This window comes from Exiguobacterium aurantiacum (assembly GCF_001766415.1).
Classification (GTDB): Bacteria; Bacillota; Bacilli; order Exiguobacteriales; family Exiguobacteriaceae; genus Exiguobacterium; species Exiguobacterium aurantiacum_A.
The window spans coordinates 84,082-104,809 of the sequence record NZ_MKXO01000001.1; the positions used below are offsets into that span (position 1 = coordinate 84,082).

General features: G+C 51.9%; 18 protein-coding genes. 14 read left to right on the forward strand and 4 right to left on the reverse strand.

Translation table 11 applies throughout. From position 1 onward, the window contains the following. Window positions 1-36 precede the first annotated feature (36 nt). The 9 genes from glyQ to BJU60_RS00450 all read left to right on the forward strand — a co-directional run bounded on the left by glyQ (window position 37) and on the right by BJU60_RS00450 (window position 9,922). Window positions 37-939 carry a glycine--tRNA ligase subunit alpha gene (gene glyQ / locus BJU60_RS00410; protein WP_016508054.1) on the forward strand — a complete coding sequence of 301 codons (903 nt, stop codon included), beginning with the start codon at window positions 37-39 and terminating at the stop codon, window positions 937-939. Continuing rightward, on the forward strand, window positions 932-2,986 hold the full coding sequence (glyS, locus tag BJU60_RS00415; RefSeq protein WP_070326999.1) for a glycine--tRNA ligase subunit beta: 2,055 nt from the start codon (window positions 932-934) through the stop codon (window positions 2,984-2,986). Before glyQ ends, glyS begins: the two co-directional genes overlap by 8 nt. A 21-nt stretch (window positions 2,987-3,007) precedes the next feature. Then, entirely contained in the window at window positions 3,008-3,637 is a 630-nt protein-coding gene (locus BJU60_RS00420) for a helix-turn-helix transcriptional regulator (RefSeq protein ID WP_070327000.1), read from the forward strand. Next, window positions 3,624-4,466: a pyruvate, water dikinase regulatory protein gene (locus tag BJU60_RS00425; protein ID WP_070327897.1), complete on the forward strand. Its 843-nt coding sequence runs from the start codon at window positions 3,624-3,626 to the stop codon at window positions 4,464-4,466. Before BJU60_RS00420 ends, BJU60_RS00425 begins: the two co-directional genes overlap by 14 nt. Before the next feature lie 110 nt (window positions 4,467-4,576). Further along, a complete protein-coding gene (dnaG, locus tag BJU60_RS00430) occupies window positions 4,577-6,394 on the forward strand; it encodes a DNA primase (protein WP_254281608.1) in 1,818 nt (605 codons plus the stop codon). Window positions 6,395-6,429: 35 nt separating this feature from the next. After that, window positions 6,430-7,524 (forward strand): RNA polymerase sigma factor RpoD, encoded by a 1,095-nt coding sequence (gene rpoD, locus BJU60_RS00435; RefSeq protein WP_016508087.1) that lies wholly within the window; start codon window positions 6,430-6,432, stop codon window positions 7,522-7,524. Between the two features lie 132 nt (window positions 7,525-7,656). Next, window positions 7,657-7,995 carry a cytochrome c550 gene (cccA, locus tag BJU60_RS00440; protein ID WP_070327002.1) on the forward strand — a complete coding sequence of 113 codons (339 nt, stop codon included), beginning with the start codon at window positions 7,657-7,659 and terminating at the stop codon, window positions 7,993-7,995. A 98-nt stretch (window positions 7,996-8,093) separates the two neighbouring features. Then, on the forward strand, window positions 8,094-8,810 hold the full coding sequence (locus BJU60_RS00445; protein ID WP_070327003.1) for a tRNA (adenine(22)-N(1))-methyltransferase: 717 nt from the start codon (window positions 8,094-8,096) through the stop codon (window positions 8,808-8,810). Then, complete coding sequence (locus BJU60_RS00450) at window positions 8,810-9,922, forward strand: Nif3-like dinuclear metal center hexameric protein (RefSeq protein WP_070327004.1); 1,113 nt, start codon at window positions 8,810-8,812, stop codon at window positions 9,920-9,922. Before BJU60_RS00445 ends, BJU60_RS00450 begins: the two co-directional genes overlap by 1 nt. A gap of 47 nt (window positions 9,923-9,969) precedes the next feature. Here the strand turns inward: BJU60_RS00450 and BJU60_RS00455 are convergent, their stop codons facing one another. Beyond that, window positions 9,970-10,923 (reverse strand): 4-hydroxy-3-methylbut-2-enyl diphosphate reductase, encoded by a 954-nt coding sequence (locus tag BJU60_RS00455; protein WP_070327005.1) that lies wholly within the window; start codon window positions 10,921-10,923, stop codon window positions 9,970-9,972. A gap of 120 nt (window positions 10,924-11,043) precedes the next feature. Here BJU60_RS00455 and BJU60_RS00460 point away from each other — a divergent pair, with 120 nt between their 5' ends. The 5 genes from BJU60_RS00460 (at window position 11,044) to BJU60_RS00480 (ending at window position 16,702) form a co-directional block, all read left to right on the forward strand. Continuing rightward, entirely contained in the window at window positions 11,044-12,807 is a 1,764-nt protein-coding gene (locus BJU60_RS00460) for a sensor histidine kinase (protein ID WP_070327006.1), read from the forward strand. After that, window positions 12,804-13,739 (forward strand): sugar ABC transporter substrate-binding protein, encoded by a 936-nt coding sequence (locus BJU60_RS00465; RefSeq protein WP_070327007.1) that lies wholly within the window; start codon window positions 12,804-12,806, stop codon window positions 13,737-13,739. The genes BJU60_RS00460 and BJU60_RS00465 overlap by 4 nt, the downstream gene beginning before the upstream one ends. Before the next feature lie 61 nt (window positions 13,740-13,800). Further along, the gene (locus tag BJU60_RS00470; protein ID WP_070327008.1) at window positions 13,801-15,144 is read left to right on the forward strand and encodes a DEAD/DEAH box helicase; all 1,344 of its coding nucleotides are present in this window, start codon (window positions 13,801-13,803) and stop codon (window positions 15,142-15,144) included. Window positions 15,145-15,229: 85 nt separating this feature from the next. Next, window positions 15,230-16,132, forward strand: a complete 903-nt coding sequence (locus BJU60_RS00475; RefSeq protein ID WP_070327009.1) for a deoxyribonuclease IV — start codon at window positions 15,230-15,232, stop codon at window positions 16,130-16,132. A 3-nt stretch (window positions 16,133-16,135) separates the two neighbouring features. After that, the gene (locus BJU60_RS00480; RefSeq protein ID WP_070327010.1) at window positions 16,136-16,702 is read left to right on the forward strand and encodes a hypothetical protein; all 567 of its coding nucleotides are present in this window, start codon (window positions 16,136-16,138) and stop codon (window positions 16,700-16,702) included. Window positions 16,703-16,739: 37 nt separating this feature from the next. On the opposite strand, the gene BJU60_RS00485 is transcribed toward BJU60_RS00480, so the two are convergent. The 3 genes from BJU60_RS00485 to BJU60_RS00495 all read right to left on the reverse strand — a co-directional run bounded on the left by BJU60_RS00485 (window position 16,740) and on the right by BJU60_RS00495 (window position 20,699). Next, window positions 16,740-16,910 (reverse strand): DUF1427 family protein, encoded by a 171-nt coding sequence (locus BJU60_RS00485; RefSeq protein WP_021065708.1) that lies wholly within the window; start codon window positions 16,908-16,910, stop codon window positions 16,740-16,742. A 91-nt stretch (window positions 16,911-17,001) separates the two neighbouring features. After that, window positions 17,002-19,167 (reverse strand): RNA degradosome polyphosphate kinase, encoded by a 2,166-nt coding sequence (locus BJU60_RS00490; protein ID WP_070327011.1) that lies wholly within the window; start codon window positions 19,165-19,167, stop codon window positions 17,002-17,004. Beyond that, a complete protein-coding gene (locus tag BJU60_RS00495; protein WP_070327012.1) occupies window positions 19,164-20,699 on the reverse strand; it encodes a Ppx/GppA family phosphatase in 1,536 nt (511 codons plus the stop codon). The genes BJU60_RS00490 and BJU60_RS00495 overlap by 4 nt, the downstream gene beginning before the upstream one ends. Window positions 20,700-20,728: the final 29 nt, after the last annotated feature.

Sequence of the window (20,728 nt, forward strand, 5' to 3'; positions counted from 1 at the left end):
TTTTTTGTCGTTTCAATACTTTTGGAGGTGTCACATATGAAGCACAAAACGGTGCAAGAAATCATTCTCACGTTGCAAAATTTTTGGGCGTCGAAAAACTGCCTGACGATGCAAGCGTATGACGTAGAAAAAGGGGCCGGAACGATGAACCCGATGACGTTTTTACGGAGTCTCGGACCAGAGCCTTGGAACGTTTGTTATACGGAGCCGTCACGCCGTCCGGCTGACGGTCGATACGGGGAAAACCCGAACCGTCTGTATCAACATCACCAATTCCAAGTCATCATGAAGCCGTCCCCAAACAACATTCAAGAACTCTATTTGGAGAGTTTGGAGCTCATCGGCATCAACCCGCTCGAACACGATATTCGCTTCGTCGAGGACAACTGGGAAAACCCGACGTTCGGTGCGGCCGGACTCGGTTGGGAAGTATGGTTGAACGGGATGGAAATCACCCAGTTCACATACTTCCAACAAGTCGGCGGGATCGAGTGCGACCCGATCGCCGTCGAGATCACGTACGGCCTCGAACGTCTCGCGTCATATATTCAAGAAGTCGAGAGCGTGTTCGACCTCGTCTGGACAGACGGTTTCAAGTATGGCGATATTTTCTATCAGCCAGAGTTTGAACACTCGAAGTACACGTTCGAGCTGTCAGACGTCGATATGTTGTTCACGTTGTTCGACACGTATGAGAAAGAAGCGAAGCGGGCGCTCGAGGAAAACCTCGTCTTCCCGGCGTACGATTACATCTTAAAATGCTCGCACACGTTCAACCTGCTCGATGCGAAAGGCGCGATCTCGGTGACGGAACGGACCGGTTTCATCCAACGTGTCCGCAACATGTCGCGGGCATGTGCGGCCAAATTTATCGAAGAACGGGAACGCCTCGGCTTCCCACTCCTTAATCAAGAGAAAGCAGGTGCCTTGGATGCGTGACCTTTTACTAGAAATCGGACTTGAAGAACTACCAGCCCAATACGTGCTCCGCTCGGAGAAACAGTTAGGAGAGCGCGTGGCGGCGTTCTTGTCGGACGCTCGCGTCAACTTCGGAGCTGTCACGGTCTATTCGACACCACGTCGTCTCGCTGTACTCGTCCGTGACGTCGAGGAGAGTCAACAAGATTTGACGGAGACGCTCCGGGGACCAGCTAAAAAGATTGCGCAAGATGCAGACGGAAACTGGTCGAAAGCGGCAGCAGGATTTGCGCGTGGACGCGGATTGTCAGTCGACGACCTTTACTTCGCGGAAGAAAAAGGGGTCGAATACGTCTTCGCAAATCGTCACGAGTCAGGTCAGCCGACGGCTTCATTACTTGGCGGCCTTGAAGACGTCGTCCGCGGCATGACGTTCCCGAAAAATATGAAATGGGGTACGAGCAGCCTCCGTTACATGCGTCCGATCCGTTGGTTAGTCGCCATGTTTGGGACAGAACAGATCGATTTCGAGATCGAGGGCGTCAAAACAGGTAATGTGACACGCGGACATCGCTTCTTAAGTAAAGGCGACGTGACGATCTCATCACCTGACCGCTATGCGGCCACGCTCGAACAAGAGTTTGTCGTCGCATCGTACGACGACCGTCGCGAACGCATCGAGCGTCAAATCGAACAATTGGCGAACGAGCAAGGATGGACGGTGCCACTTGACGCATCGCTGCTTGAAGAAGTGACGAACCTCGTCGAGTGGCCGACAGCCCTGTTCGGTGAGTTTGATGCGAGCTACCTCGACCTTCCGGAAGAAGTGTTGATCACGACGATGAAAGAGCATCAGCGCTATTTCCCGGTCTATGTCGGTGACACGCTCCAACACTATTTTGTGACGGTTCGTAACGGTAACGCAGACCATCTGCAAAACGTTGCCAAAGGGAACGAGAAAGTCATCCGGGCACGACTCGCCGATGCCGTCTTCTTCTATGAGGAAGATAAAAAGACGAAGATCGACGACCAGCTCGACCGTCTCGACCGCATCGTCTTCCATGAGAAGCTCGGAACGACAGGCGCGAAAGTTCGTCGCGTCCAACAACTCGCGCTCACGCTCGCTCCACTGTTCAGTGCCGATGCTCAAAAAGTCGAACGCGCTGGAAAGATTCATAAATTCGACCTCGTTAGCCAGATGGTTTACGAATTTACCGAGCTTCAAGGCGTGATGGGAGAAAAGTATGCACTCCAGCAAGGTGAGGACAAAGAAGTTGCGGCCGCGATCCGTGAGCACTATATGCCACGCTTCGCCGGAGACGCATCACCGGCCACGCCGACGGGGGCCGCGCTCGCACTCGCGGATAAACTCGATTCGATTGCTGCGTTCTTCGGGGTCGGCATGATTCCAAGCGGTTCACAAGATCCGTTCGCCCTTCGCCGCCAAGCGCAAGGAGTCGTTCAAATTTTTGGAGATTGGCACGTCGATCTACCAGTCGACAAATTACTTTCACAAGTTGTCGAATCTCAGGTGGAAGCAGGACTTTACGATGCCGATAAAGAACAAGTCAAGGCGCAACTTAACGACTTCTTTATGCTCCGCTTGAAGTATCGTCTGCAAGAGAGACAAGTACGATACGATGTGATTGATGCCGTTCTCACGACTGGTCTGACTGTCGAACAGCTCGACGCTCGCGCGGAGGCGGTTCAAAACATGCTGTCAGACGAGGCGAAACAGTTGATCGAGCAGTTGACGCGCGTCGTCAATATCGCTAAAAAAGGCGAACCAGGATTAGTGGATCCGGCCTTGTTTGAGAATGCTGAAGAGAAAGCCCTTCACGCCGCGGTCGAATCAACATTGCCCGAGACACATGAAGCGGTCGAAGTGGGCGACTACACGCGTGCCATCACATCACTTCGAGCGCTTGAACAACCGATAAGTGCTTATTTTGAAAATACGATGGTCATGAGCGACGTAGAAACGATTCGCCATAATCGTCTCAGTGAGATGAAGCGACTCGCTACGACGATCGAGCGTGTTGCTGACTTCAGCGCGCTCGTACTCTGATCAAACTAGAGGGGGTTGGCTATGCAGCTGAATGAACGCCAACAGAAGATTGTTGAGATTGTGAGAGTGAACGGACCGATCACGGGAGAGCAGATTGCTCAAGAGTTATCGCTCACCCGTGCCACGCTCCGCCCTGATCTTGCTATTTTGACGATGACTGGAATATTAGAAGCAAGACCACGCGTCGGCTACACGTTCGTCGGCAAGCGAAATTCATCGCTGCTCCGCGAAAAACTCGATTCGCTGACCGTTGGTGATTTCATGTCGTCCGCGAAAGTCGTCAGCAATGAAATGACCGTGTATGATGCGGTCGTCACGTTGTTCTTAGAAGACGTCGGGTCGTTGTTCGTCGTCGGAAAAGACAATGAGCTTGTCGGGGTGTTGTCCCGCAAAGATTTACTGCGGGCCGCCATCGGCAATCAGGACCTCGACCAATTGCCTGTCAACGTCATTATGACGCGGATGCCGAATATTACCGTTTGTGAAAAAGGTGAGACGCTCATTCGGGCCGGGATGAAGTTGATTGAGAAACAGATTGACGCCATGCCAGTCGTCGAAGAGAAGGATGGTTCGCTCATCGTGCTCGGCCGAATGACAAAGACGAACATGACCAAGGTGTTGATTGCACTTGCCAACGATGAATCGTTCTGAGGAGGAAATTGGTTTGACAAACAAACAACTCGTATTTGTCGTGAGTGACTCTGTCGGAGAAACGTGTGAGCTCGTCGTCCGGGCGGCGAGCATCCAATTCCATGAGAATGCGATCGAGACACTCCGGATTCCTTTCGTCGAAGACGAACAGACGATTCATGATGTCGTCACGCAGGCTAGAGCACAAGGAGCGGTGATCGCCTTCACGCTCGTTAATGAAGAACATCGCTCACTGCTCGTGTCGCTCGGTAAAACGTATGACGTCAAAACGATCGACCTGCTCGGCGACCTCCTAGACGTGCTCTCGGGAAAACTCGGGGAGAGCCCGCGTGAGAAGCCGGGTCTGATCTATCGTCTAGACGAGGATTACTTCCGTAAAATCGAGGCGATGGAGTTTGCCGTCAAATATGACGACGGACGTGATCCGCGTGGCTTGAAAAAGGCCGATATCGTCCTCGTCGGTGTGTCTCGCACATCGAAGACGCCGCTGTCACAATATTTGGCGCTAAAACGTTATAAAGTCGCTAACGTCCCGCTCGTGCCGGAGTCGCGTCCGCCGGAAGAACTGTTTGAGGTGTCACCGGATAAGTGTGTCGGCTTGATCATTTCGCCGGATAAGTTGATCTCGATTCGAATGGAGCGTTTGAAATCGCTCGGTCTAAAACCGGAAGCGGATTACGCCCAACTCGAGCGAATCAATCGGGAACTCGAGTACGCGCGAGGGATATACGAACGAATCGGTTGCGAGGTCATCGATGTGACGAATAAGGCGGTCGAAGAGACGGCAGGAATCATCTTACGTCAGCTTGAACTGTCAAAAGATGACTGAGCGCTCGCATTAGTAATCGACGCGTGTTAACGGTATAATAGAGTATTGACACGATAGTGAAACGGAACGTGGTGAGCGTTCCGTTTCGTTGCGAGATTGGATAGGGAGTGGTGGAGTTGCCACGTATACCGGATGAAGTCATTGCGGAAGTGAAACAAGCCACGGATATCGTGGACTTGATCAGTGAACGCGTTGAATTGAAAAAACAAGGCCACCGTCTTGTCGGACTTTGTCCGTTCCACTCGGAAAATAGTCCTTCTTTTTCCGTATCGCCTGAAAAAGGCATGTACCATTGTTTCGGTTGCGGTGCTGGTGGGAACGTCTTTACGTTCGTCATGGAAACGGAAGGGTTGTCCTTCCCGGAAACGATTGAGCGCTTAGCGACACGGGCAAACATCGCTGTAGAAGGGGTGGCCGGTGACGAAGAGTTGACACGCGATCAAGTCGTTCGCAAACAAATGCGTGATGCTCATCGGATCATCGCCGACCTGTATCACGAGGTATTGATGAAAACCGAGGCCGGAGAAATCGGCTTGACGTATTTACGTGAACGCGGTTTGGCTGAGGCGACGATCGGGCAATACAAAATCGGATACGCCCCTGATCAACGCCGCTTCACCGTCGATTCACTCGAGCGAAGAGGGTTCGACTTAGAAGTCATGGTCGAAGCAGGACTTATTTCTAAATCTAGATCCGGTGAATATTTTGACCGGTTCGAAGGAAGAGTCGTCTTTCCGATTGCGGATCGAGACGGCACGATCGTCGGATTTAGCGGCCGTGCGATTGACGACAGACAGCCCAAGTATGTAAATACGGCGGAGACACCACTCTTTAACAAGAGTGAGTTGTTATTTGGATTTTCACAAGCACGTGCATCGATGCGGAAACAAAAACGGGTGCTCCTTGTCGAAGGGAACGTCGATGTCCTCCAAGTCGCCCAAGCCGGGACGGCCGAGGTCGTCGCTTCACTCGGGACGGCATTTTCATCGCAGCATGCCCGGGCGTTGTCACGGATGGTCGATGAAGTCGTGATTTGTTACGACGGAGACCATGCCGGACAAGAGGCGACGCTAAAAGTCGTTCGCATGCTCGAGGCGTATCCGCTCGACGTCCAAGTGCTCATGTTGCCGGAGAAGACGGACCCGGATGATTATATTCGGACGAACGGTCGGGAGCAATGGCAACGTTTTGTCGAATCGGAACGCTTATCTGTCCTCGATTTCATGAACCGGACGCTTCGGCGCGGAAAAAATATGAATCGAGAAGGAGAACGGATTCGGTTTATTGAAGCGATGCTTGGGGAAATCAGCAAGACGGACAACTCGATTCGCCGCGATTTATATTTAAAAAAATTGGCGAATGAGTTTGACATTCCTGTCGAAACGCTAGCGAATCGAATGCCGCGACCGGTGTCGAGCCAAGTGCAGGCATCACCAGCGGTTCGTGAACCAGAACCAATCCGTAAACGATCGAGTAAAGCGAATGAACCACGTTTTGTGAAGGCTGAAAAATTACTGTTACGGGCGATGCTCAGTGGGCCGGAACGGGTTCGCTTCGTCCGCGACCGACTCGGCCTAGCTTATCAAGATGAGATTCATCGCATGTTGGCGACGGCGTTTTATGAGATCGTTTCAGAAGACATGACGCTTGAAGAGTTTGAGCAGGTCATGCCGCCTTTTATGGAGCGTCACTGCGACCAACGTCCTGACTATGCCAACCGCTATGCAGAGATTCGCCTCATGTCAGCGCCTGATGATCTGACTGAAGAGGTTTTAGATGAATACATTAAGGTGATAAACAGTTATGAGGAACAGCGTCAAATCGAGCGAGCAAAAAGGGAAATCGGGCAGGATGCCGAAAGTATAGTAGACCAGGCATCGAAGCTACAAGAATTGATTACCCGGAGTCGCCGCTTACGTGAACGATGAACGTGAAGGAAGTTTGGAAGGAGTTGAACTGCTAGATGGCAGAGAAGAAAAAAGAGGATTTATTTAACGCCATAGACGAACTTGAAAAGTTGGGGAAAAAGAAGGGTGTCGTATCGATGCAAGCGATCCAGGATCGCCTCAGCCATTTTGAGGTCGATTCAGATTTTATCGATAACTTCATTGAAGATTTAGAAGGCAAAGACATCCGCGTCACAGAAGATGCGGCCGATGCCGAGGAAACTCCTACGAAAAAAGAAGACGAAGAGGTCGACTTGAATGATCTGGCTGTCCCGCCAGGAATTAAAATCAACGACCCGGTCCGGATGTACTTGAAAGAGATCGGCCGTGTCGATCTGTTGAGTGCCAAAGACGAGACCGAACTCGCGAAGCGAATCGAGCAAGGCGATGACGAGGCGAAAAAACGTCTCGCTGAAGCCAACCTTCGTCTCGTCGTCTCGATCGCGAAACGTTATGTCGGTCGCGGCATGTTGTTCCTTGACTTGATCCAAGAAGGGAACATGGGTCTGATCAAGGCAGTCGAGAAGTTCGACTACATGAAAGGGTTCAAGTTCTCGACGTATGCGACGTGGTGGATTCGTCAAGCGATCACACGTGCCATCGCCGACCAAGCCCGGACGATCCGGATTCCGGTCCATATGGTCGAAACGATCAACAAATTGATCCGTGTTCAACGTCAATTGCTGCAAGACCTCGGGCGCGAGCCTGCTCCTGAAGAGATTGCCAAGGAAATGGAATTGACGCCTGAGAAAGTTCGTGAGATTTTAAAAATCGCGCAAGAACCGGTGTCGCTTGAAACACCAATTGGTGAAGAGGACGATTCGCACCTCGGTGACTTCATTGAAGACCAAGATGCGATGGCACCTCAAGACGCAGCAGCCTATGAGCTGCTCAAAGAACAACTCGAAGACGTGCTCGATACGTTGACAGACCGGGAAGAGAACGTACTCCGTCTCCGCTTCGGGCTTGATGACGGTCGGACGCGCACGCTCGAAGAAGTCGGTAAAGTGTTCGGGGTCACGCGTGAGCGGATCCGTCAAATCGAAGCGAAGGCGTTACGGAAGCTACGTCACCCGAGTCGCTCGAAACGCTTGAAAGACTTCCTCGATTAATCGTGTTTTTGAATAAAATGTGAAGTTTTAGAAGAAAGGAAGGAAAATGAGTGATTTTCCTTCCTTCTTTATTGTTTTTTGAGTAAAATAGTGATGGGTAGAAATTTGGAAAGAACATGAGGGGGAAATACAATGCGTAATCCATTGTTACCGTTTGCAGCGATTGCGATCGTCGCAATCATCGCTATGGTCTCATTATCGTATTTTGGCGTAAACCAAGCGCAACAAGCCGCTGAAGGTCCAGCCGTCACCGAGATGAACCCGGAAGACTTGTACGCTGCTAAAGGCTGCACAGGTTGCCACGGCGGAAATCTTGAAGGTGGCGTCGGTCCGGCGTTGACTGGAGTCGGAGAACGTTTGTCTGCTGAAGAGATCGCGAACATCATCGTCAACGGTCAAGGTACAATGCCGGCCGGTCTCGCGTCTGCTGAAGAAGCCGACGTGCTCGCGACATGGTTGATCGAACAATAAGGGTGAGGCGTACTCCTTCTGGGGTACGTTTTTTGTTGTCCGGACAAGAATATTTCGTTACCCTAAAGAAGAAGTAGTAGACAAAAGGAGTTGTCCCCATGCAAGAACAAGTCACGTTAGACCGGCGACTGAAACGAGTCGTCGATTTTATACCAGCTGGAAGCATTTTAGCCGATATCGGTTCCGACCACGCTTACGTCCCGTGTTATCTCGTACAGCAAGGAATCATCGACCGAGCCATCGCCGGAGAAGTGAATCAAGGTCCGATGGAAGCGGCCAAAGCCCAAGTCGAATTGATCGGCGCATCGAGCAAGATTGACGTCCGGCTCGGTGACGGATTGGCGGTCCTGAATGAAGACGAGGCGACATGTATCTCGATCTGCGGGATGGGCGGAAGCTTGATCCGATCGATCTTAGAGAACGGACGGGATAAGCTAGGCGCGGTCGAACGACTCGTGCTGCAACCGAACGTCGATGGACAGCAAGTTCGGGAATGGTTGCTTGTATCAGGTTTTACGCTCGTCACGGAAACGATTGTCGAGGAGAACGATAAAATATATGAGATTCTTGTCGGGGAGCGGGGCACAGAAACGCGTTACAGTGCGGACGAGGCGGAGCGGACGTGGCAGCTTATGTTCGGGCCGGAGTTGCTGAAGACTCGTCCTGAACCGTTCAAATTGAAGTGGGGCCGGGAAGCGGACAAATTGGATTACGTGCTCGGTCAAATGGCCGCAGGCGCCCAGACCGAGGCGCTCGTCCGGAAGCAGGAGGAGTTCAAAACGTTACGCGACAAAATGAGAGAGGTGAGTCAGTGATGGCAAACGGAAATCATATCATCCAACTGTTTGAAGAGTTCGCACCGAAACATCTCGCGGTCGAAGGCGACAAGATCGGCCTACAGATCGGTACGCTGAATAAACAAGTGAATCGGGTCATGGTCACGCTCGACGTGCTCGAATCGGTCGTCGACGAAGCCATCGAACAAGAGGTGGACTTGATTATCGCGCATCATCCGCCGATCTTTAGTGCGCTCACCCAAGTGACCGATCGCAACGCCGCCGGTCGAATCGTTATGAAATGTCTGAAAAACGATATCGCCGTCTACGTCGCCCATACGAATTTAGACGTCTGTGAGGGCGGGGTCAACGACTGGATGAGCGAGGCACTCGGATTACGTGAGACCGAAGTGCTCGTCCCGACGTATGAAGAGCCGGTATATAAATTGTCGGTCTTCGTCCCGGAGACACATCAGTCCGCCGTGTCTAAAGCGTTAGGCAAGGCCGGAGCCGGTCGGATTGGGAATTACGGTGATTGCCAATTCACGGTCACAGGGAAAGGGCAGTTCACCCCGCTCGACTTGGCCGACCCGTACCTCGGACAAATCGGGAAAACGGAGCAAGTCGATGAAGTGAAGATCGAGACAATCGTTACTGAAAGTAAGAAGAAGCGGGTGTTAAAAGCCATGCTTGACGCCCACCCTTACGAAGAGGTCGCTCATGACTTGATTCGGGATGAGATTACAGGGCCTGTCCTAGGTCTCGGCCGCATCGGTCGACTCGACAAGCCGCTGACGCTCGCTGAATTTTCAGAACATGTCAAAGCAAGCTTTGGTGTCGAAGCGGTGCGGGTCGTCGGCGATTTGGACCGAACGATCAAAAAAGTGGCCGTGCTCGGTGGTGACGGCAACAAGTACGTCTCGGCCGCGCACTTCAAGGGAGCCGACGCCTACGTGACCGGTGACTTATATTTCCATGTCGCCCACGACGCGATGGCGCTCGGGCTCGCCGTGGTCGACCCGGGTCATCACGTCGAGAGCGTGATGAAACAAGGCGTCGTCGACGTCTTGCAACAGAAGTTCACGGCAGCAAAACTCGAGGTCGAGCTCCTCGTTTCCGCTACGAACACGAACCCTTTTAAGTTCCGCTGAAACCGAACACAACCCCCGCCCTCATGCATGAGGACGGGGGTTGCTTGTCATTTGCGAAGCGCCTTCACTCTCGGCAAAATGTTTCGCAGTTCGAGATAAGGTGTCTTGTCGTGTGTGCTCAAGTCATCACGGTCGTACTGCGTCAAAAAGTCGATGACTTTTTTCGTGATCGGCGTCGGTGTCGACGCGCCCGATGTGACCGCGACCGTTTCGACGTCTTGAAGCCAATTGAGATCGAGCTCACTCAAATCACCGATGCGATAGGCATTCGTCCCGGCAATCTCTTTAGAGACTTGGGCGAGGCGGTTCGAGTTGTTCGATTTCGGATCACCGACGACGATGAGCAAGTCGCAGTCGCCGGCCTGTTCGGCCACGGCTTCCTGACGAACTTGTGTCGCGTTACAAATCTCGTTGTGCACCTCGACGTGAGGATAGCGTTCTTGAATGAGGTCGATCAATGCCGAAACGTCCCATTGGCTCATTGTCGTCTGGTTCGTGACGAGAATGTTTGCGTCTAACAAATGATCTGGCAACGCCTCAAAATCGCTCTCGTACTGGACGAGATGGACTTTTCCAGGGGCGACTCCCATCGCGCCTTCAGGTTCGGGGTGACCGTGCTTGCCGATATAGATGACTTCGTAGCCGGCCGCTGTCTTCTCACGAATTAAATCGTGCGTGACGAGAACGTCAGGACAAGACGCATCGACAATCGTCAGTCCTTTTTCGATGGCACGCTTCCGAACGAGCGGGGAGATGCCGTGGGCCGTAAACACGACGGTCCCTTTGTCGATTGTTTCAACTGCTTGCATCCGATCCTCACCGTCTACGGTCTTGACGCCTAAGTCTTCAAACGCTTGGGTGACGTGACGGTTATGGACGATCATACCGAGTATATGGATAGGCCGTGGTAAATCTGGGTTGGCCACGGCTTCATTCGCTAATTTCATGGCATCGACGACGCCATAGCAGTATCCGCGTGGGCTAATTTTTTTAACTTTCATTTCGTGATGAACGCTCCTTTCGCGATGCTTTCCTACGTATTAGTCTAACATTGTTTCGAAAATACGAAAAGAATTGCGTGTATTCATGCTATAATCTTAAGGTTAGAAAGGAGGGACACCGTGGAACGCTTGAGAACATTGCTTGAAGTTCGAAAATCGTACTTCTTTCAAATCACATTTATTATCTTTATCATTCTTGGACTCGTCATCTCATCACTAGCTTTCTCTGCCGATCGCGTGACGGTGTCCCGCGCGGAAGAATTGGCGAAAGAACAATTTGACTATGCGATTGATGGGAGTATCGAGAACCTCGAGACAAGGCTTGGGAAATTGTATGAAGACCTCGTCTACCTTGGTGCTTATGTTGGAAACGAACCTTTGATTGAAGAGCGGATTCGGACGGGTTACTTGAACCAACGAACGAGTTTCACTTCGATCTTTTACTATGATTTACGAGAAGATGAATTCACTTGGTATTCGCAACGGCAAGTCCCCGCGATGACGTTAAAGGCTGATCCGAAATTTAAAGAAGTCATCACTTCGAACGGCGACGATTTATTCATGAGTGACCCTGTATCGATTTCTGGTGATGCCGGCACGTATCTTTACGTACCCGTCATCGAGGACAACCGACCGATTGGCATGTTTGGTGGAAGCATCAGTGTGCTTAACTCGGACCTCTATCGGCGCATGCTCGAATCCACGAACGATGATATGATTCTCTACCTCTTAAATGAGCGGGGAGAAGTGTTATCGACATCGTTTAACCTCGTCACGGATGCGGAGCGAAGGTTGTCACGCTCAATCGTCGAAACGACGGATGAGTATGACGTTCGGACGATTTTAAGTACCGAAGACGACGTCATCATGTTCGAACCGGACGCTCGAGTGAACGGATGGAGCGTATTGGCCAAGCATAGCACGGATTCGGTTTATGAGGCGGTCTACGATACACGCTGGCAATATTTGATGATTACGCTCGTCACTTTCTTCTTAAGTATTTTAGTCGGTCTCCTTCTCTCGAAGACATTGACGAGCCCGCTGCTCGAACTCGTTCAAAACATCAAGAAACAACAGTCACTCGAACCGATTTTACTCGAACGGACCGGTTCAAAGGAAGTCCAGACGCTCCTCGATACGTATAACGACTACTCGAACCGGATGGAGACGGCTCGACGTGAGCAGTTGAGCCAACAACAGCTCTTGCTCCAACAAGAGAAGCTCGCCTCGCTCGGTCAACTCGCGGCCGGGATCGCTCACGAGATCCGTAACCCGCTCACACCTGTCCAAATCACCTTGCAGATGGCGAAAGAAGGTCATGGTAGTGAAGAAATGCTCGACCTTGCACTGTCCGAGCTCAATCGGGCTAACCATTTGATTACGACGATGCTCACGCTCGCCAAACCAGATCAATCCAAGCTTCAAGAAGAGTGGCTCGACATGACCGAATTTGCGAGTCGGCTCGAGTTCTTACTCGACGCCGAATGTTATAAACGGGTGACGAAGTGGGAACTGATTGTTCCGAACGAGATGCCGCCGTTCTACTGTTCGAGCGACATGCTCGTCCAAACCATCTACAACTTGTTTAAAAACGCCGTCGAAGCCGTCGATTCAAAAGGGGCGGACGGTAGCGTCACGGTCACGGTCCTCTTCACGGAGCGGGATTATCGGTTCTTGATTGAGGATAACGGGATCGGGATGACGAAAGATCAAGTGAACACGGTCGGGTCGGCGTTCTATACGACGAAAGAGAACGGCAACGGGCTAGGGCTGTACATGATTCGAGAATCTTTAAAAGCCGTAAACGGTCAAATGGAGATCGAGAGCGTTGAAGGAGAAGGTACGGCGATGATGATTAAAATCCCAAGGCGGACAGACGTATGAAAGGCTTCCGCTATTACTGGCTTTGGATTCCCGTCGTCTGGGCCATGACGATTTTATTGATCACGTCGATCCAGTTGCCGGAACGCGTGACGACGAACAATGAGGTCGGCTTCGTGTTCGTCAGTGAAAAACACGAACACGCCAATAAGTTGTTAGCCGCCTTTGTACGAACGGCCAATCAAAAAGGGTTCATTCCGATTCCGACGACAAGTGAAGATTCACGTGTCTTAGAAAAAGAGAAATTGAATTCTTTGATCGAGCGCGGTGTCAAAGCCATCTTCGTGACGACGCTTGACGAGACGTTCATACAGTCATCGCTCGCAAAGGCGAGAGACAAAGGGATCCCGATTATCGCGATCGACCGGATGATCGACCACGATAGCGTGCTCACGTCCGTCGTGTCCGATAACGTTGAAATCGGGCGGATGGCCGCCAACCATATTGCCGCCCAACATACCGCACTCGGTCGGCCGATCCGTGTCGTCGAAGTGCGGGGAACGGCAAAAGTCCGCTCGACCATCGACCGTAGCCTTGGGTTGACCGAGTACGATAAAGCCCATGACGACCTCGAGGTCGTGGCCTCGCTCACGGGTAACTACGATCCGTTCCAAGCCGAGATCGAGATGTCGCGTTGGCTCGAGGAAGACATCCCGTTCGACGCCGTGTTTTCCCATAACGACGACAACACGTTCGGGGTCGTGAGGGCGCTCGAGAGCAAGGGACTAAATGACAAGACAATCGTGTCGGTAGACGGTGTGACAGAGATTTACCCGTTGATTCATAGCGGGAAAGTCGATGCGACGGTCGTGCAATCCCCGAACGAAATGATTGAAGTCGGTTTCAAAGCGCTCGAACAGCATTTGAGCGGTAAAAAAATCTCGGCGCACTACTATTCATCGAGTTACTTGTATGAAGGACTCGGTAAAGATTAATTGACAAATAACTAGATTCCGCTATGCTAGGAAAAGTGGAAAGAAACAGGAGGTGTATCGATTGAACAGCTTCCAACAGTTCAAATTGTTACCGTTTATCGTCGATGCCTTGACAGAAAAGCGCATCACTAACCCAACGGACATTCAGGCACGGATTATTCCAGCCGCGATGAATGGCCGTGACATCATTGGAAAATCACAAACCGGGACCGGGAAGACACTCGCGTTCCTCTTACCTATTTTAGAATCGATCGACCCGAGCGAACACGAAGTCCAGGCGATCGTTGTCGCACCGACACGCGAACTCGCCTGGCAAATCCACGAAGAGTTGAAAACACTCCTCGTGAAGCAGCCTGACTATATTAAGACGAGTTTGATCGTCGGCGGAACTGACCGTGAACGTCAAATCGACAAGATGAAAAACCCACCACAGTTGATCATCGGGACGCCAGGCCGTCTGCTCGACTTGATGAAAGTTCAGGCGTTGTTCCCGCATAAAGTCAAACATTTCGTCGTCGATGAAGCCGATCAAATGCTTGATATGGGCTTCTTGCCAGAAGTGGACCGCATCGCGCAGTCGCTTCCGGAAAGACTGCAAACGATGGTCTTCTCAGCGACAATCCCAGAGAAGCTCGAGCCGTTCTTGAAGAAATATCTTCACGACCCGCGCTACGCGGAAGCGAGTGCCGAGCACCGCGTCGCACCGAAGATCAAGCACCACGTCATCCCGGTCCGTCACCGCGACCGCAAAGAATTGACGGTCGAAGTGGCCAAAGCGATCAATCCGTTCGTCTGCCTCGTGTTCACGAACACGAAACAAGACGCGGATGAGCTCGAGAAGTCGTTCCAGGAGGCAGGCCTCAACGTCGGGACGCTTCATGGCGACATGCAAGCCCGTCGACGCAAGCAAGCGATCAAAGACATCAACGACGCAAAATATCAATACGTGATCGCAACCGACTTGGCTGCCCGCGGGATTGATATTAAAGGTGTGTCGCACATCATCAACTTCGGTATCCCGAAAGATCTCGACTTCTACACACACCGTGTCGGCCGGACCGGTCGTGCCGGTGCTACCGGAGAAGCGTATACGCTGTATGAAGATCACGAGAACGGCCCAATCAATCGACTTGAAGAGCGTGGTTTCGCGTTCACACATGTCGATGTCAAAGGCGGGACGCTCCAAGAGATCAAGACTCGTAAACGCCGCGTGACCGACCGTAAGATGAAAGTATCGCACACGGCGCACAGCCGTATGGCCGGTGAGATCAAGAAGGCGAAGAAGAAAGTCAAACCAGGCTACAAGAAGAAGTTCAAGTATAAATTGAAAGAGACGGCTTCGCGCGAGCATATGCAACAACAGCGCACGGAACGTCGTGAGACCCGTAAGAAGAACAGACGGTAATCACTAAACAGAAGAATCGACTTCGTGGAGTCGGTTCTTCTTTTTGTGTACACTAAAGGCAGAAGATTGCGAAGGAGAGTTGACTATGTTAAAAATTGGTTCACACGTTTCGGTTTCAGGTAAGAAGATGCTGCTCGCTGGCAGTGAGGAAGCCGTCTCGTACGGTGCGACGACGATGATGGTCTATACGGGCGCGCCTCAAAACACGCGCCGTAAACCGATCGAGGAGTTAAATATCGAAGCGGCGCTCGTCCACATGGCGGCGCATGACATCGAGGAGATCGTCGTCCACGCCCCATACATCATCAACCTGGGCAATACGACGAAACCCGAGACGTTCGAACTCGCGGTCTCGTTTTTGGCGGCTGAAATCAAGCGGGCCGAGGCGCTACAAGTCGCCCGTCACGTCGTCCTTCACCCAGGCGCCCATGTCGGTGCCGGCGAAGACGTCGGTCTCGCTCGCATCATCGAAGGCTTGAATGAAGTGCTGACCGGAGACGAGACGGTGAAGATCGCCCTCGAGACGATGGCAGGCAAAGGGAGCGAACTCGGGAAGACGTTTGAAGAACTCGCGACGATCATCGACGGAGTGACGCATAACGACCGGCTGTCGGTCTGTTTCGACACGTGCCACGTCCATGACGCCGGGTATGACCTCGTGGGGGACTTAGACGGCGTGATTGCCGAGTTTGACCGCATCGTCGGACTCGACCGACTCGGCGTCATCCACGTCAACGATTCGAAAAACGTGCGCGGGGCGAGAAAAGACCGCCACGAAAACATCGGCTACGGAGAGATCGGTTTTGACACGTTGAACCGAATCATCCATCATGAGGCGTTCGCGCATTTGCCAAAAATTCTTGAAACACCTTACATTCCGATCAGCGAGAAGACGAAAGTCGCGCCGTATAAGCAAGAGATCGACATGTTCCGGTTAGGCGCGTTCGACGCCGAATGGCGCGAACGATTCGCGCTCGCGCACCAATAAGCGATGAACGTGCTAAAGATCGATCCAGAGGCGTATGACGTATGGTCGGCGCTCCCGACATACTTTCGCGAGCAGAGCCCGTTTTACATTGAAGGAAGCATTGAGGGACCAGCCTTGATCGAAGTCGTCGGGTACGGGATCGTCGCGGAAGTCGAGGTCATGCTCGTCGAGACGACGACGCGCCCCGACGACCGGTATTGGCGAACGCGTCCCGACGATGAAGTTCGAGACTATTGTCTCGTCGATTTAATCGGCCTTGATTTTCATCATCCGCTGCTCAAGAGTGGTATGTACGACGTGTCGACGTCGTATGCGACGTTAAAAGATATGTGGGACCGCGGTTATCAAGTCCCATCCCAACGCTGGACACGGCAAACGTATGAGACGCATCTAGCCAGGGAACGACTGATGCACCACATCGCTTCCGTCACGGCTTGTACGAGCTGTGGAGTCGACTTGATAGACAGGTATGGGGCGATGGCCCATCGTCTGCTAGAGTACCATCTTGAAGGAGACAGCGGGATGTGGGTCTGTCCGACTTGTCATAAGGCGATCCATCATGCAGAGTAACAAAAAGAACGATGCCCGCGGGCATCGTTCTTTTTGTTTAAAATGGCCAGTTCGCAAGCGCGAATTGGTAAACTTTCATCCCGAGAAAGACGCCAAAGATTCCAATGACGCCAGGCAAGACCGGGGGGGCAGGCAACGGCAACTTCAAGGCAGTGAAAATCATGCCACAGATGAGGCCGGCGAGCAACGAGAGTAAGATTTCTTGCATGAATGATTCCTCCATATTCGAAAATGAAAGCGTTTCAACTAACTGAACGAACTAATTATACAATGTTCTTTCTCGTTTGAGAAGTCTAACATCAGTCATCAGTCATTTTCTCATTTTCGGCCCGGAGGCGAAGCACTTCACGTTCGGCCCAGTTTGACGGCTCCCGTTCGAAGACGCTCGGGATGTTGTTCCAACGGCCGCCTGTATATTGATGGATGATGATCTGCGATTGAATTTTCTCTTGGCCAGGCTCTTGCTTGATGTAGACGTAACTGCCATCGGCGCGTTGAATCCGCGCTTTGACGTTATCGACGAGCTGTAGCGCGAGCATGTCTTTAATGTATGACTTATGACCCGCATCTAGGATTGGGAACAAGATCTCGATGCGCTTTTTCATGTTTCGGGTCATCCAGTCCGCAGACGAGCAATACAAGTCTTCTTTCCCGTTTTGGTAGAAATAGAAGATGCGAGAATGTTCTAGATAGCGGTCGATGATCGAGACGACACGAATATTTTCCGAGACGCCTTTAATGCCCGGCCGCAGGCAACAGATGCCGCGAATGATCAAATCGATCTTGACCCCGGCCTGAGACGCGTCATACAGCTTCGTGATGATCGACTTGTCGGTGAGCGAGTTCATCTTGGCGACGATGCGACCGTTCCCATACTTCTCATGCAGTTTGATCTCGTCTTGAATCTTGTGAAGGAAGAAGTCGAGCATGTCGTCAGGCGACGTCTCGAACTCGTGCCAAGACGGTCGTTCACCGTAACCGGAGAGCCAGTTGAAGAAGTTGGTCGCATCTTCGGCCAAGTCCTCGTTCGTCGTCAACAAGCCGATGTCCGTATAAAGCTTCGCCGTCGAGTCGTTGTAGTTGCCGGTACCGAGGTGGACGAAGCGTTGGAGGACACCTCCTTCTAGAATCCGCACGACAAGTGTGATCTTCGAGTGCGTTTTTAACTCTTTATAGCCGTAGATGACGTGGGCCCCAGCTTTTTCGAGCTGTTTCGCCCATTGAATGTTCTTCTCTTCATCGAACCGAGCCTTTAGTTCGACGAGGACGGTGACTTGTTTGCCGCTCTCGGCGGCGTCAGTGAGCGCTTTAATGATCGGTGAATCGCCAGACACACGGTAAAGCGTCTGCTTGATGGCCAAGACGTTCGGGTCTTTCGCGGCCTGGGCGATAAAGCGGACGACCGGGTCGAACGAATGGTATGGGTGATGGAGCAAGTAATCCTTTTTCAGGACGGCCTTGAACAAGTCCTTGCCGGGCTCGAGTCCTTCCGGGACGAACGGGATGAGCGTCTCGTTGATCATCTCATCATACTCGATCCCGATCTTATTATAGATGCCAAACAAGAACGTCAAATCGATCGGTCCGTCGACGACGAAAATGTCGCGGTCGTGCAGATCGAGGACGTCTTGCAGCATAAACAACAGTTCTTTACTGAGTGAACGTTGTTGGACCTCGAGGCGGATGCCGACGCCGTAACGGCGTTTCTTCAATTCTTTCTCGATCTGTTTCAACACATCGTGACTGCCTTCTTCATGGAACGGCATGTCAGCGTTGCGGGTGATCCGGAACGGCATCGTCGACTCGACTTCAAAGCCTTTGAAGAGCGAATCGATGAATTGGATGATGACGTCTTCGAGCAACATCAAATCGGCATGTTCTTCGTCTTCTGTCGGCAGTTCGAGAAAACGCGGTAGGACGGCCGGTACTTGAACGAGGGCGAGTCGCTTTTTGCCTTCTGAGGTCGACGAGATTTCGACGGCGATATTGAGCGATTTTGACAACAGCATCGGGAACGGGCGATACGCATCGACCGCGATCGGTGTCAAGACCGGGAAGACGTGGGTCCGAAAATACAGTTTAACAAAATCAAGTTGCTCTTTGTTCAAGTGCTTCGGACGTAAAAAGCGGACGTTTTCTGTTCCGAGTTGTTTGACGATTTTTTTATACGTCGCATATTGGACTTCGACGAGTTCTTGGGCCTTGATCGAGATCGCTTTAATTTGCTGCTTCGGTGTCAGCCCGGCCTTGTCCTCCGGTTGGTTGAATCCGGCGAGCACCTCGTCTTTCAGTCCTCCAAAACGGACCATGTAGAACTCATCGAGGTTTGCACTGAAGATGCCGAGGAATTTGAGGCGTTCCATGAGCGGATTGCGGTCATCGATCGCTTCTTGGAGCACGCGTTCGTTAAAGCTGAGCCAGCTCAATTCGCGGTTGTTAAAATGTTCTGGTAAGTAAGTCGTCATAAAGTGATCCTCTCCTCTACGCGTAACTCGATCGTCGTTTCGATCGCGCGTTCTAAATGCTTTTTGTGACGGATGCCGCGCTGCAATTCAAAGCGCGGTGACGTCGCTGTATGAAGGGTGAAGGCAAGCCCGTCGTCTGTTGTCTCGACGTCGATGTTCTCGACGACTTGACGTTCGGTCAAATCGAGCGCGTCGACAAGTTTGACGATTGATCCGATCAGTTCTAGACTCTTCAACATTTTCGAGTCGAACCATTCAGGAAAGCCCTCGATATGCTGTTCGAGCAGGCGCCGTGACTTGTAAGACGTGACGAGCGCCAGGGCGAGCCGGTCTTCGTTGTTCATGCCTTTAAAGTCATTGGTCGTGATCAAATGGAACGTGTGGTCGCTCTTGTTGTTATGGTCGATGTATTCACCGACGTAAGCGAGACGGCAAGCCGCTTCTAGCAGTCCCGGTTCGAACGGTTTTGGTTTGACCGTCTTCGCCTCGATCAAGCCCATATAAATTTGACGGGCCAGATGGACGAGATGACGATGCCGGACCGGGTCGACGTCGTATTGTTTCTCGAAGTGGCGGAAACTTTCTTCTTTGACATCAGCGAAACGGACTTCGTTGTTCTCTTTTAAATAGTATTCATAAAATAGCCCTTCCCGCAGACCGTTATTGCTCATCGTAAACTCAGGCACTTTTAAATAGCGGGCCAGTTCATCGATTGCGGTCACGGCCGGAGCGATGATGTCCATCCGATCTTTTGACAGGCCATCGAGTCGTCCGAGTTGTTTCGTCGACATGTCGATCAGTTCATCGACGACCTCGTGAAGCCGATCGGCACCGAGCGTATATTGATGGATGCCTTCAAGCGGGAAGTGGGACAACGACTGTTCGACGCGGACGAGGTTTCGGGCGGTCCCGCCGACACCGACGAGCGGAACACCGTGAGGGACGAGCCAATCGATGTCTTTGAACGCTTTCTTCAAGAACGCGGTCAGTTGTTTCCGCTCATCTTTCGAGAGCGTGTCGCCTGACATAAAATCGTTCGTCAACGTGACGGCACCGAACGGGAAACTATGATAAAAGACGAGCTCGCGGTCTTTGAAGTAAGTCACTTCCATTGAGCCGCCGCCGATGTCGACCGAATAGCCGTCTTCGATATAAGTCGAGTTGACGATGGCCGAGTATCCGTAATACGCCTCTTCATAGTCACTCAACAAGCGGATCTCCATCCCGGTCGCGTCAAGGACCTCGTTTAAAATCGCTTCAGAATTGCTGGCGTTGCGGATGGCTGCGGTCGCGACCGGCAACATCTCTTTGACGCCATGATGCTTGTTCAGACTGATGAAATGGTCGAGTGTCTCGATTAACGATTGGATGCCCATTTCGGACAGTTCGTTCGCATCGGTGATGTGACTCGAGAGCCGAGCGACTTCTTTCACGTTCAACCGTTCGAAATATTGGCCGTGTCGATTCACTTCAAAAATGACGTTGCGAATCGAGTTTGACCCGATATCAATGACTGCTAATTTTTTTTCCACGGTAAATCCCCCTCTGCGATACCTCTAGT

Bases quoted from the DNA above. Each gene is read 5' to 3' on its own strand.
- BJU60_RS00445 (WP_070327003.1), top strand. From the start codon at position 8,094: ATGCAAGAACAAGTCACGTTAGACCGGCGACTGAAACGAGTCGTCGAT.
- BJU60_RS00425 (WP_070327897.1), top strand. From the start codon at position 3,624: ATGAATCGTTCTGAGGAGGAAATTGGTTTGACAAACAAACAACTCGTA.
- BJU60_RS00455 (WP_070327005.1), bottom strand. From the start codon at position 10,923: ATGAAAGTTAAAAAAATTAGCCCACGCGGATACTGCTATGGCGTCGTC.
- BJU60_RS00420 (WP_070327000.1), top strand. From the start codon at position 3,008: ATGCAGCTGAATGAACGCCAACAGAAGATTGTTGAGATTGTGAGAGTG.
- BJU60_RS00485 (WP_021065708.1), bottom strand. From the start codon at position 16,910: ATGCAAGAAATCTTACTCTCGTTGCTCGCCGGCCTCATCTGTGGCATG.
- BJU60_RS00450 (WP_070327004.1), top strand. From the start codon at position 8,810: ATGGCAAACGGAAATCATATCATCCAACTGTTTGAAGAGTTCGCACCG.
- cccA (WP_070327002.1), top strand. From the start codon at position 7,657: ATGCGTAATCCATTGTTACCGTTTGCAGCGATTGCGATCGTCGCAATC.
- BJU60_RS00490 (WP_070327011.1), bottom strand. From the start codon at position 19,167: ATGACGACTTACTTACCAGAACATTTTAACAACCGCGAATTGAGCTGG.
- BJU60_RS00480 (WP_070327010.1), top strand. From the start codon at position 16,136: ATGAACGTGCTAAAGATCGATCCAGAGGCGTATGACGTATGGTCGGCG.
- glyQ (WP_016508054.1), top strand. From the start codon at position 37: ATGAAGCACAAAACGGTGCAAGAAATCATTCTCACGTTGCAAAATTTT.
- BJU60_RS00465 (WP_070327007.1), top strand. From the start codon at position 12,804: ATGAAAGGCTTCCGCTATTACTGGCTTTGGATTCCCGTCGTCTGGGCC.
- BJU60_RS00475 (WP_070327009.1), top strand. From the start codon at position 15,230: ATGTTAAAAATTGGTTCACACGTTTCGGTTTCAGGTAAGAAGATGCTG.
- rpoD (WP_016508087.1), top strand. From the start codon at position 6,430: ATGGCAGAGAAGAAAAAAGAGGATTTATTTAACGCCATAGACGAACTT.
- glyS (WP_070326999.1), top strand. From the start codon at position 932: ATGCGTGACCTTTTACTAGAAATCGGACTTGAAGAACTACCAGCCCAA.